Source organism: Saccharospirillum alexandrii (genome assembly GCF_043641555.1).
In the GTDB taxonomy this organism is placed as follows: Bacteria; Pseudomonadota; Gammaproteobacteria; order Pseudomonadales; family Natronospirillaceae; genus Saccharospirillum; species Saccharospirillum alexandrii_A.
The window spans coordinates 452,958-465,724 of record NZ_JBHZRJ010000003.1 but is presented as its reverse complement, the minus strand read 5'-3'; the positions used below and the strand labels follow the sequence as shown (position 1 = coordinate 465,724).

The following is a 12,767-nucleotide window of genomic DNA, read 5'->3' as shown; positions in this document are numbered from 1 at the left end:
ACTATCAATACGCCACCGGCACGAGTCCGGTTTCGTTTGCATACTTCAAGATCCCTGTTCATGCCATACCGGCCAGATGTAGTCACCTTGTCCGGGCATTCTTGCATCGCTGAGAGCCTCTGGCTCTCCCATTGCATCCTTTCTAATGGTGTTCAGGCTAGTTTTCAGCCTGCATTAACCCCCTCTTGAAACCGTCTTTGTGACAGCGGGATTGTCGACAACCGGCCAATGAAGAAGGTACAGGTCGCCCAAAAACCGACCAGCATCCATTTCAACGCCACCGGTTCAACAATCAGGATCGAACTGCTGAACGTCACCGCCACTACCACCAGCGCAACCCGCTTGGAGCGTTTCTCAATGTAGCGCTCCCGCTGCCAGTTTTCGATCAGAGGTCCAAACAGCTTAGTGGATAACAGCCAGCGGTGGAAGCGGGGCGAAGACCGGTCGAAACAGGCCGCCGCCAGCAGCAGAAACGGCGTCGTCGGCAACACCGGCAGAACCACCCCGATAGCGCCCATCAACACACAACCCCAGCCAACAATAAACAATAGCCAGCGCAGTACAGCCCGGTGCATCAGACTGCCTCCTGCATTCGCGGGATCCTCAAACTCGACGAAGCCATCCTATTAGCGGCCTTCATGACGCCTTCCCTATACCGGATTCATTGGGAAGAACGATAGCAGAGACCAGTGACTGGCGGTATGCCCAGACCATGCTGGCAAGCCTCAATACAGCGCTAACACACTGATTTTGATAATTTTTTCAGGAAAACTGTTGCATTGGTAAATTCCAATGGTAATATGCGCCCCGCTTTCGACGGAAACGGCCAGATGAGGCTGCTTCAAACCAGCACCGTCCTATCGAAAGTTTGTGTGTCCCGTTCGTCTAGTGGCCTAGGACACCGCCCTTTCACGGCGGTAACAGGGGTTCGAGTCCCCTACGGGATACCATTTATTTTCTGTTTTGAGAGCACTGGTGCTCTTGAGACAAAAAACGCGGGAATAGCTCAGTGGTAGAGCACAACCTTGACGAGGTTGGGGCTGGGCGGGAAGCCTCGCGAGTTAAGCCTTCGAAGAAGGCTCAGTAAGTAAGACCAAATTGCGGGAATAGCTCAGTGGTAGAGCACAACCTTGCCAAGGTTGGGGTCGCGAGTTCGAATCTCGTTTCCCGCTCCAAATTTAGATGAAGCAGCCCAAGGGCTGCTTTTTCTGTTTATGGGAACCGAGTTTACATCTCGTAGTGATCCATCTCTTCCCTGTGATGCCCTCTTCGGGCGCAAACGTGCCGTGACTGACCCCGCCACTTACGCCCGCTTAGGATGGAAGCCTCACTGCTGTTTTAAAATGAGCAATCACTTCTTCCCAAGTGGTTCTCCACAGGTCAAAACCCCTGAGATGCCTCGCCCAACGACATTAGCAACTCGGTCTCACTTTCTTTATTGATGCCCAGATAAACATCCACTGTCTTTACTACCCATGCCGATCTGGGCATGGGGTAGCCCGCCTGGCGGGCGATGCTCTCTGCGTTGACGTTATAGGTCACCCAGGCATCAATATAGCCCAGGGTCAGCTTTTTGAGGTTCAATGCATCGTAGGGCAGTTCATCCACATTTACCCCCCGTTCCGTCAGGTACTCGGTAATGGGGGAGTTCTGATACCCACCCACTCTCATACCCTGCAAGTCATCCAGACTGCTGATCTCACGGTCACTGCTTGCTCGGGTGTAAACAACCCACTGGTACTCCGCTAAAGGCCCTATGAACTCAAAGGTGCTTTCCAGGTCGTCATGCCGTTCCAATGGAAAAATGCCATACCCTGGTCTTTCGGAAGCACGCCGGTAGGAGATCGGCCAGGTGCGCATCTGGATACTGTAGTCAACATCCACCTGATTCAGTATCTGCCGTACTCGCTGTGTTGTCTCGTCCTCCAGATCAATGGCACCGGCCTGACTCTGCAAATCGGTATTATAGTGAAACTGGCCATAATCCTCTTTCATAACCCTGAGTTCGGCAGCGGACAATGAACTGCACAAGGCCATCAGAACGGCAAACCACGTGAAATACTTCAATTCTGTACAAAAAGTCATACCTACCCCAAGACTACAACTGGAATCGTTTAATCGCCTGGTCAAGATGATCGGCGATTTCATTAAGTTCGGCGGCTCTCTGAACAGTCGACTCAAAGTCTGCTGCCACGACGGCACCAGTGTCACTAATGGTATTGGTGCGTTTGGTGATGTCTTCCGAGACCGCCTGCTGTTCGTCCGTGGCGACAGAAACCTGCCCATTAAGTTCGCTTACACGAGCGATGTAAGTGAGGTATTCGTTGAATGCTCCTTGCACATCGCCGACGCGACCGGAAATGTCATTCGCATCTTTTACGCTGGTAGAGATAGACGCTACCGCTTCCCGGGACCCTGCCATCACACTGTCTATCTTTTCCGCAATTTCCTGGGTGTAGGTTTGCGTGCGACTGGCCAGTGTACGAACTTCATCGGCCACGACGGCAAACCCTCTTCCCTGCTCGCCTGCACGTGCTGCTTCAATAGCAGCGTTGAGAGCCAGAAGATTGGTTTGCTCTGTGATATTTCTGATTACGTCGAGAATCTGGTCAATACCGGCTACTTCGCTATCAAGCGTCTCTATAACACCGGTCGCTTCCTGCATGGAAACGGTCAGTTTTTGATTGGAATTAACGGCGGCACTGACCGCCGTTTCTATATCATGAGCCCGCTCCTCGCTGTGCACCATTTCATCTGCAGCCTGCCGGGTGTTATGTGCCACATCACGAACACTGGCCGCCATTTCAGTGACCGCCGCCGCCACCGAATTAAGATCTTCACTCTGAAGGTTCAGGCGGGACCGCACAGACTTCGTTGATTCAGCAGTATCTGTGGAAATTGCATTAATATCGCGGTTGAGATCAGCGATCCTGGCGATCATCTCTCTTATCTTGTCGACCAGTTGCTCGGTCGAGTGAAAAACCTCGCCAATTTCATCATTAGGGTAATTGCCCACCCTGGCGCTGAAATCACCGTTACCCACCTGCTTCATATACTCGCTCAGCCTGTGAATGGGACGGCGCACACTGCGCACCACCACCCAGGAGACCGCCAAACACAAAAGCAGTATGGCGATCGTAGCCAGGATGACGATGTATCGCCCAACCGTTACCTGATCCAGCGCCACTTCACTGATTCTTGTTACTGCGCTATCGACTTGCTGTGACAGTGCTTGTAGGTTACCGCCTGTACTGGCAAGACTGGCTTGAACGGCCTCAATCTTCCCGGGTAATTCCGTGCGTATATCCACGAAGAGGTTGGTTTGCCGGGCGATCAGTCCATCGTTGGCAGTCGCCAAGCGGTTAATCTGGTCTAACAAGGGGTCGATAGCGTCGTTGTAGTCAGCAAAGGCAGGGTCTGCATCGACCTGATCGAAGATATCAAACGTCAGAGTGGCAAACGAATCCAGGCTGTCTCTGAGGTCGGCCTGAACTGACTGGATAACATCCAGACTGTCAGCCAGAGAGGCAGTGATGGCCAGCAAGCTGACGGTATCGAACAGTCTCTGTAGCCGAAAAGCAAGGGTTACTGCTTCGGGCTCTTCCATTCGAGCAAGGTTGGTGTCAAATGCCGGACCGGCTTCAGCCCGCAACTGGTCAATTTCCCTTCTCACCTCAGCAATGCGGATTTCGGCCTCAATGGAGCGCTCGTGAGTGTTCATGTTCAGTGCTACCAGCTCGAACTGCTCTCGTGCCTGTTCCACTGACTGAGTTAACCTCGCTTCAAGTTCAGGTGACTGGCTCAGTATGGGAAAGTCGGTCGCCAGACTACCTGCCATCTCATTGAACGACTGGATGCCGGACTCGACTCTGGCACGAATGGTTGCCATAACATCCGGTTGCCGGGCGTTATAGTGCTCGGCGGCACCGGTACTGATGTCTTTCAATGTCAGCCTGGCATCCGCCAGTGCTTCCTTTACCGGCAAAGCCTCTGTAACAAGGGCGTTTAAACCCTGACTGGACTGTTGCGAACTGAACAGACTCACACCGAGCATACACAGCACACCAATGCCGACTAATCCAAAGCCGACACTCAGACGGGTGACCAGCGTCAACCGCGGTAAACTGAGGTACTTTTTCAACACTGTGATCCGGGTCATTCCAAGGGAACTGACAACCATCACGGCCTCCTATTTGTTATTTTGGCCAGTGGTCTATGGGTATTTTCTGTCACTGTTTACTCTATCAGCAAGCCCCGGTTTCAGGCCGTTGCCACCGACATAGCGGCGCTATCTCGGTGACTCAACGTCCCTTGAACCGGGTTTGATATCAACGTGTTGGCTGTCCCCCCACAAATGGAATATTACGCGCTTATCGTTAATGCTTGTGACCACAGCTACCGCCTGAACCATGGCTGTGACCGCAGCTGCCACCGTGACTGTGGCTATGTCCTTTAGCCGACCCGCTACTGACCCCCCCGTGCACGGTGCGTCTACTGCTGACCGATCCATATACCGGGGTTTCCCGGCTGTTGCTGTACATCTGTTGTGCTAGTGCAACGTTAGAGGCACAACCACAGGCGGTGGCAGCGGCACTTTTATAGTTGACCTGTACGTGCTTTTTGAGCCCTTTCATGTGCAGCGCCGGAGCACCCATGATAACGCGCTCCAATGACTCTCCCGTCTCCGGGTGAGAGGTCAGTGCCGGGTCATGAATGCTGTGGAAGAGTTCATAAATCTCCCCGGAATCTGTTGCCCGATAGGTGTAAGTCGGCATTATCGTATCCTCAGAATCAGTGCTTAATAGGGGTTCGCCACGAACAGGTCCTGGGCTGGAAACAGGGTTATTACCCGACAGCCATCAGCTGTCACCACGACTTCCTCTTCGATGCGTGCCGCACCATTGCCATCGGCAGCCGGGCAATAGGTTTCGAGCGCAAAAACCATGCCTTCCTGAAGTTCGAACGGATTCTCGAACGACACAAGCCGGCTAATGATCGGACGCTCATGGAGTGCAAGGCCCAATCCATGCCCGAACTGCAGGCCAAAAGCTTCCATTTCACTCTGAAACCCAAACTCGGTTGCCGCAGGCCACACTGCTGCAATCTTGTCAGTGGTCATACCCGGCCTGACCAGGTTGATGGCCGCATCAATCCACTCCCGCGCTTTGCGATACGCATCGACTTGCGCTGGTGTTTTGCTGCCCACGTTCAAGGTTCGGTAGTAACAGGTGCGGTAACCCATGTACGACTGAATAATGTCAAAAAAAGCCTGATCGCCCGGACGATACATGCGATCAGTAAAGTTATGTGGGTGTGGGCTGCAACGCTCCCCTGATACAGCGTTGATCGCCTCTACATCGTCCGACCCATTGTCATAGAGAAACTTGTTGGCGATGGCCACGAGCTCGTTTTCTCTCTTACCAGGCTTAAGGTTGTCTGCGATTAACTGATAGCATCCGTCAACCATAGAGGCAGACTGGTTGAGCAGGATAATCTCGTCCATGCTCTTGATCTGACGCGCATTCAGCATCACTTGCTGCACATCCCGAACATCGAGCCCCTGCTTTTGCAAGGCGAACAACATGGGCGGTTCGCAGACATCGACCCCGATGGGCATATCGGCAACCCCTTCGGACTGCAGTATGTCGCGAATTTCTTTTGCGGCATTTTCAAACAACCCAGCTTCTTCAGCTACAGAACCTCGCAAACCCAGCATGCCCGCTCGCCAGTGGTCGTTGTCGAACCAGGGGTTATTCAAGCGGTGGTGTGCCGCTGCACTGCCAAAATCCCAGAGGTATGGATCTGAATTACCGGTGAATAGCGCATAGCGGCAAATCTTATCGCGCGACCACTCGCCGATCACACTGCTGGTCAGATAGCGTATGTTGTTATTATCGAAACACAGCATGGCGCCGAGATCAGATTCACGGAGTGCCTGTCTGGCACGGGCGACGCGATACTTGTGCAACCGTCGGAAGTCGACCCGTTCTTCAAAATCGACGTTCATGCGCCCGGGCGCCGGTATGGGACGACTCCAATCCCAGCGTGGATTAAGCGCGTCCGCGTCAATGATACTCGGTTCTACTATAATGTTATTACTCATGGTATCCCTCTCGCCCACGGTGTTGTGCCTGGCCACATCCCGGCACTTCACCACAGTGTCTTTGGTTATTTTGGTGTGATTCCGGAGATCGCCTGGATCAGGTTATCTTCCGTTACATCTTCTGATGTGAACGTTTTTATTATTTCGCCTGAGTACATGGCAACGATTCGGTCGGCGACATGCAGTACTTCGGGCATTTCCGAACTGATCACGATGACGGCGTAGCCACTGGCTGCGAGCTCGCGTATCAGCTTGTGAATTTCGGACTTGGAGCCTACGTCTATGCCTCGCGTTGGTTCATCAACAATCAGGACTTTCGGATGCATTGACAACCATTTGCCAATGACGATTTTCTGCTGGTTACCACCGGAGAGATTACCCACGGTTTGTCGCCAGCCCGGTGTGCGAATATCCAACCGGTCCCGATACAGGTCGAAAAGCGCTACTTCTGCACCATCGGATACAAAAGGGCCTGCTTTCATGTCATCAATCTGCGGCAAGGTCATGTTGTCGCGACAGTTCATACCAAGTACCAGGCCTTGGGTTTTCCGGTCTTCAGGAACCAGGGAAATGCCCTCTCTGATGGCGGTAGCAGGCGAATTGATCACTATCTCTTTGCCATCCAACAAGATCGTGCCTGAACTGGGTTGCCGGAGGCCAAACAGGGTTTCCGCTATTTCCGTTCTGCCTGCTCCCACCAGGCCGTAAAACCCAAGCACTTCACCACACCGGACCTTAAAACTGACGTTCTGGAATGAAGCTCCACAACTAAGGTCTTTAACTTCAATTGCAATATCCCCCAGCTCATGGTTTACAGGAGCCCGGGACAAGTCGAGGTTTCGGCCAATCATCATTCGGGTAATGGCTTCTTCTGTGGTATCCGCCGTCAACACAGAATCCTGATACTGGCCATCGCGAAGCACGCTGACCCGATCGGTGATCTTGAAAATCTCCTCCATGCGGTGGGATATATAAACAATCCCAACGCCCTGGCTCTTTAAGTCTTCAATCACTTCAAACAAGACCAGCTTCTCGGCATCAGTCAGTGATGCTGTCGGCTCGTCAAAAATCACAGCCTTGGCATCAACGGTCAGCGCTCGCGCGATCTCAACCATCTGCTGGTTGGCGATCGACAAATCGCCTACCCGTGTGCGAGCATTAAAGTTTACTTTCAGACGTGTAAGGATCTCGTCCGTCTTCTCGTAAAGCGTCTTCCAGTCAACCCGGCCCACTGACTTTCTCGGGAGTTCACCCAAGTACACGTTTTCTGCCACCGAGAGCTCTTCAGCAAGGCTGAGTTCCTGATGTATAAAAACAATGCCCTTGTTCTTCGCATCAAGCGGGTTGGACATGACAACCGGCGTTTCAGCAACGTAGATCGTTCCGGCATCGGGTTGATAAATGCCACCGAGCACCTTCATCAGTGTTGATTTTCCGGCGCCGTTCTCGCCCATCAACGCATGAACCTCGCCTGCCATCACCGACAGCGATACGTTATCGAGCGCCTTTACACCCGGAAATGCTTTGACAATGCCCTCAAGACGCAGGGCTGGCGTTGACTGAGTCATACTCTTAACTCCTGTGCGCCCTTCACGTTGAGCTGGCGATCAATGAACAGAACCACAATCAGGATCAGGCCGAGAACCAGGTTTACTGTCGATGTATCAGCTCCGATGTAACCGAGACCTGTTCGAAGCACCTGAATTGCGATGACGCCTCCCAAAGTACCGATGATAGAACCAGAGCCACCTGCCAGCTTGGTACCGCCCAACACAACAGCCGTGATGACCCATAATTCATACAGCATGCCATCGTTGGGGTTTACTGACCCCGATCCAGCATAAAAAACAACTGCAGACAATGCGGCGAGGAAACCGATAAGCGCAAAGTTAATCAACATGTGGGGGCCAACCCTAATGCCGGCATTAACCGCTGCGTTACGGTTGTCTCCAATGGCATAGGCGTTACGTCCATGCACCGTGTATCGGGTGATGAGCCAAACAACCAATACGGTCAGTCCAAACACCCAAGTGGCCGTGTGAATACCGAGAAAGCGTGCCTCGGCAAGGTCGACAAGCGTCCAGTTGAGGTTTGACGTTGGGTTCTCGCCATTGAACATGAACACAAGACCGCGATAGCCAAGCATGGAGCCCAGAGTGACGATAAAAGCATCAACGCCTGTCTTCCAGACAATCAACCCATTAAGGGCTCCCAGTAACGCTCCGGTCAGCAGAGCAAGTAGAATGCTGACCAGGATCACCCAATCGCCCAAGCCGGAGAAAATGCCCCAGGACAAGCTGTCTAACAGGATGATGCCCGCAATCGCAAATATGGCGCCAACACTCAAGTCAATGTTTCCATTAACCATGATAATTGTCATACCGACTGCAATAATGCCGATAGGTGCAGACTGCTTTAGTAGAAGCAACATATTACCGCCATCCATAAACGCCACATCAGTTAGCGACAGGTAGCTTCCAGCGATACTGAAGAACAGCAGCTCAAACACAATAAACAGCCAGATTGCGCTGGTACTGAGGTTCCGCTTAATAAAATCTGAGTTCATTACCCGCTCCTATACCGTGGCCCAGAACTTACCGCGCTTGACGGATATATCGAGCCACACCGCCAAGATGATAATGATCCACGTGATGACATATTGGATGTAGAAGGGCCACCCAATCAGCAAGAGTCCGTTTTGGATGAACCCCAGGATCAATACGCCAATCACCGTCTTTAGAATGGTCCCGGACCCACCCAGTAAAGACGCACCTCCAAGGATGACGGCTGCAAGCACCTCAAGTTCCAGACCCTGACCAACTGTGTTCTGGCTGCCCATGGAACGACTGGCTTGAATCAGACCCGCTGTTGCAACGCAAAACGCTGAAATGAGATAACAGTTGAATACCGTACGTGCTCTGGGTATGCCCGAAAAAGACGCAGCAGTCGAATTGCCACCAACGGCGTAAACTTTGCGTCCAAACGGAGTTTTAGCAAGCAATATGCCGAGAAATGCGGCTAGTGCAATAAACAGGATGATTGGAACAGGTAAGCCAAGAATCTCTCCCTGTCCGAAGAAGCTGAACCAGGTACCTGACTTATCCTGAATATCCATGTTCTTGCCACCTGAATACGTCAGTGTCAGGCCATGAATGGCCGATAACATACCGAGGGTTACAATCAGGGAGTTCAGTCGTAAGTAGCCGACCAGGAATCCGATGGTCCCCCCAAGACCCAGGGTCATCAGGTACATGGTAGGAATCGCCAGGGATGGGCCAAGCTTGTCGTGTAAATCCAGCACAACGATGGTGGAAAACGACATCATGGATCCGACGGACAAATCCAGATTCCCGCTGATGACGACAAAAGTAACGCCAAGCGCCATCACTCCCAAAATTGCAGAAGACCTGACGACGCTTTGCAGGTTTTCAAACGATAGGAATTTCGGGCTCGCTAGTGCGAAAATCAGCATGAACATAACGAAGGCGATCAGGATGCCTTGATTTCCGATCACGGTGAGAATTTTTTGTCTGGCTGCATTTGCCATGAGGGTATCCCTGAAACCGTTTTGTTTTTATTCGGGTTAAAGAGGGCCCCATGCGCTCGACTGAACGTCATGGGGCTTGACAACCGAGTGTTTTAAAGCACCATTAAGCGCCCTACCCTACGCCAATCTTAGAAAACCGGCCGGGTAAACTCGTCCATGTTATCTTGGGTAATTTTCGGCGTATCGAAGTAGTTGAGGAAAGGAACTTCTTTACCTTCCAGAATGTCAATGGCGGTCTGCAGAGCAGCTTCGGCATCATCAACTGGAGACTGGTAGATTGAACCCCAGTAGTCGCCTTCAGCCATTGCATCGTAGCCTACCGAGAAGTTGGTGGCGCCAACGAAGATGATCCCTTCACGACCCGCGGCGCGAGCAGCGTTCAGTGCTCCGACACCCATATTGTCGTCGCCTGAATAGACGCCGTCGATATCATCGTACTTGGTCAAAAAGGCTTCCATAACCTGTTGAGACCGCTCCCGGTTCCAGTCGCCGGGCTGCGTTTCCATCAGATCTACATTGGGGCACACTTCAGGCAAACGGTCTTCAAAACCCGCCGCACGCTCAATTGCCGTGGTATAGCCAGGCTGCCCGGAAATCTGAACGACCTTTGCTTCGTTTTCGATCCCCATATCTTTAAATTTGTCACACATGATCTCGGCAGAACGGCTGCCTTGCGTAACGTTATCCGGGCCAGAGAAGGAACGGATGAAATCAAAGCCTTGCTCTGCAATGTTGGAGTTGGTTACAACGACAGGAATACCCGCGTTGTTGGCCCGGCGGACCGCGGGAATGACGGCTTCCCCGTTAGTTGGCCAAATGATGATGGCGTCAACGCCCTGTTGAATCAGTGAATCAACCTGAGCGATTTGTCGCGCCACGTCACCACCAGCATCAAGCACAACGGCACGAACGTTATCGTTAGCCTCTGCTGCCGCGATAAAAGCGCTTTCATAGGTAGTTTGGTAGCTGTCGACACCAACGTTGTTCTGGGTAATACCGATTCTCATATCTTCGGCTACCGCCAGAGCGGGCCCCATCAGTACGGTTGTGGCTATTGCGGTAGTAAGTAGTGTTTTAGTGTTCATAATTACTCTCCGTTATTTTTGTTCTGACAAGCTGCGTTACTGCTGTGTTACCAAGACGCACTGCATGTAATGCATTCCCAGTTAGAAACCAGCCCGGTAACCATACCCCCGGTCGGTCATCGAAAAACCCCCCAATATATCCATTTTGAATGTCATTTTATCCATTTTGGATATCATAATGGTTAATATACTTACGTTCTCGGAGTATATTCAGTTCCCTAATAAGAATTAAACAGAGTCCAACCGCCCAATAGAGCGGTTGAACGAGTCACGGAGCGGTCTGTATGTCGGTACTGCATAACAACTCGGTAGACCGGATTTCGGTGTTAGCGGCACCGGACGAAGGCGTGTTGCGCTTTCTTGATTACATGGACGAGCAGATGCTGGCGTTCGAGTCCGCTCACTCACTGTTCAAACCCAATGCTCACCTGCGTATGTGCGTTGAACTGTTGCGGCGCCATTTCCAGGGGAAAGTAACCTCGCCAACACTGCTCATTGACATCAGCGGCGTACCTTATGCCACCGCCACACGTCGATTAAATGAACTGGTTGAGTCGGGTCTGATAAACCGAAGAGCCCGCCACAAGAGCGAGCGCAGCTTTACCCTGCACCCCAGTGATCAACTGCTGACACTCTGGATTCAAATGGCCAAGGACAATCACCTCCTGGTCAACAACACCATTAATCTGACCGAAAAATCATCAGAACCCGACGAACGTTTCTATGGAAGCGATTACTTCAGCGAACGTTTGGGGCCACCGTTAAACGTGTTGAGCAGCCCTCTGTCATTGCCGGGTGGGCTGCGCATGCTGTCTCACAGTGACCCCACCTTTTTAATCATGAACAACCTGAAACGGCACTTTGAACTCATCGTCGGCTGTCCAATTCACCACCGTTCGTACTCTTTGGACAAGCTTTACGACGAAGCGGTAGAAAATTCGGGTCGCGACAAAAGCAGTTATGACCTCGTGGCCGTCAACTTCCCATGGATTGGCGAGTTTGCCGAGCGGGGCATGCTGTTGCCGCTCGATACACTGATCGACATCGACGCTATGAGCCCTACTGACTTTCACGCCGCCAGCTGGCGCGCATCACACTGGGGTGGGCGCTGCTACGGTATTCCAGTGGAGACCACATCAGAAGTTCTGATGTACCGAACCGACTTGTTCGAACAGGAAGGTATTCAACCTCCTACCACCATTGATGAGCTGTTGGCAGCAGCCAAGAAGTTACACAAGCCCGAGAAACAGATCTACGGCATCGGCTGGAATGGTGCCCGGGGCACTGCATTAAGCCACACCTTCATGATGGCTATGGCCGATTTTGGTCAACCGATCATTGATTTGGCAGCGGATGGCGAAGAGTTCTCGATTGCAGGGCTGGGCAGCCGTAAATATCGGTCAATGATCGATTCCGAAGCGGGAATGTCCGCGGCGAAATTTTTGATTGAACTGCTTAAGTACTCGCCACCGGGCATTCTGAATATGTCTTGGTATGAGCGAACCAAAAGCTATGCCCAGGGCCAGGTTGCAATGAGCTACAGCTTTTCGCAGATGACGCCCTATTTCGAAGATGACGAAAGCTCGCCGGCCAAGGACAACACAGGCTTTATCCCGCATCCGGCCGGGTCCGGTAGAAAGCCTATTTCTCCGCTGGGCGGATTTATATTGGGTATTCCGAGCAACTTGAGTGAGCGACGCATACAAGAAGCCGCCATCGCGCTTGAAACGTTCACATCGGCACGGGCTCAGAGTCTTTATGTAAAGAATGGCAGTCGTGGCTGCTCACGGTATTCAGCAAGTGAAGATCCCAACATCCGCATCAATTCACCGATTTTCGATGCGGTTGACCAATTGGCCATCCAGGACCAACTGCAGGCATGGCCAAGACCACCCACTCCCGAGTTTGGAGCGATAACCCAGTTCTGTGGCGTCGTGTTACACGAAATGCTGCGTGGGGTCATCACACCGGAAGAGGCGCTGTCGCGGGCTCACGAAGGTGTTCAAAAACTCATTGAAAACTGGCAATAACA

The 12,767-nt window shown here is 52.2% G+C and carries 9 protein-coding genes and 2 tRNA genes; 3 read left to right on the top strand and 8 right to left on the bottom strand.

The window, feature by feature from the left end; translation table 11 throughout:
• Positions 1-164 precede the first annotated feature (164 nt).
• Complete coding sequence (locus tag ACHUE7_RS12375) at positions 165-575, bottom strand: YbaN family protein (RefSeq protein ID WP_394170240.1); 411 nt, start codon at positions 573-575, stop codon at positions 165-167.
• Positions 576-874: 299 nt separating this feature from the next.
• Between ACHUE7_RS12375 and ACHUE7_RS12370 the strand changes: the two genes are divergently transcribed.
• Positions 875-950 (top strand) — tRNA-Glu (locus ACHUE7_RS12370).
• 150 nt (positions 951-1,100) lie between these two features.
• A tRNA-Gly gene (locus ACHUE7_RS12365) sits at positions 1,101-1,175 on the top strand.
• A 205-nt stretch (positions 1,176-1,380) separates the two neighbouring features.
• On the opposite strand, the gene ACHUE7_RS12360 is transcribed toward ACHUE7_RS12365, so the two are convergent.
• The 7 genes from ACHUE7_RS12360 to ACHUE7_RS12330 form a co-directional block, all read right to left on the bottom strand.
• Positions 1,381-1,995: a substrate-binding periplasmic protein gene (locus tag ACHUE7_RS12360; protein ID WP_394170239.1), complete on the bottom strand. Its 615-nt coding sequence runs from the start codon at positions 1,993-1,995 to the stop codon at positions 1,381-1,383.
• A 103-nt stretch (positions 1,996-2,098) separates the two neighbouring features.
• Positions 2,099-4,180, bottom strand: coding sequence for a methyl-accepting chemotaxis protein (locus ACHUE7_RS12355; protein ID WP_394170238.1), 2,082 nt, complete (start codon positions 4,178-4,180; stop codon positions 2,099-2,101).
• A gap of 618 nt (positions 4,181-4,798) precedes the next feature.
• Complete coding sequence (locus ACHUE7_RS12350) at positions 4,799-6,103, bottom strand: M24 family metallopeptidase (protein WP_213677328.1); 1,305 nt, start codon at positions 6,101-6,103, stop codon at positions 4,799-4,801.
• A 65-nt stretch (positions 6,104-6,168) separates the two neighbouring features.
• On the bottom strand, positions 6,169-7,671 hold the full coding sequence (locus tag ACHUE7_RS12345; RefSeq protein WP_394170237.1) for a sugar ABC transporter ATP-binding protein: 1,503 nt from the start codon (positions 7,669-7,671) through the stop codon (positions 6,169-6,171).
• Positions 7,668-8,669 (bottom strand): ABC transporter permease, encoded by a 1,002-nt coding sequence (locus ACHUE7_RS12340; RefSeq protein ID WP_394170236.1) that lies wholly within the window; start codon positions 8,667-8,669, stop codon positions 7,668-7,670. The genes ACHUE7_RS12345 and ACHUE7_RS12340 overlap by 4 nt, the downstream gene beginning before the upstream one ends.
• A 9-nt stretch (positions 8,670-8,678) precedes the next feature.
• Positions 8,679-9,650, bottom strand: a complete 972-nt coding sequence (locus ACHUE7_RS12335) for an ABC transporter permease (protein WP_394170235.1) — start codon at positions 9,648-9,650, stop codon at positions 8,679-8,681.
• Positions 9,651-9,778: 128 nt separating this feature from the next.
• Entirely contained in the window at positions 9,779-10,735 is a 957-nt protein-coding gene (locus tag ACHUE7_RS12330; protein WP_394170234.1) for a sugar ABC transporter substrate-binding protein, read from the bottom strand.
• A gap of 284 nt (positions 10,736-11,019) precedes the next feature.
• Between ACHUE7_RS12330 and ACHUE7_RS12325 the strand changes: the two genes are divergently transcribed.
• Positions 11,020-12,765, top strand: a complete 1,746-nt coding sequence (locus ACHUE7_RS12325) for an extracellular solute-binding protein (protein WP_394170233.1) — start codon at positions 11,020-11,022, stop codon at positions 12,763-12,765.
• Positions 12,766-12,767 lie beyond the last annotated feature (2 nt).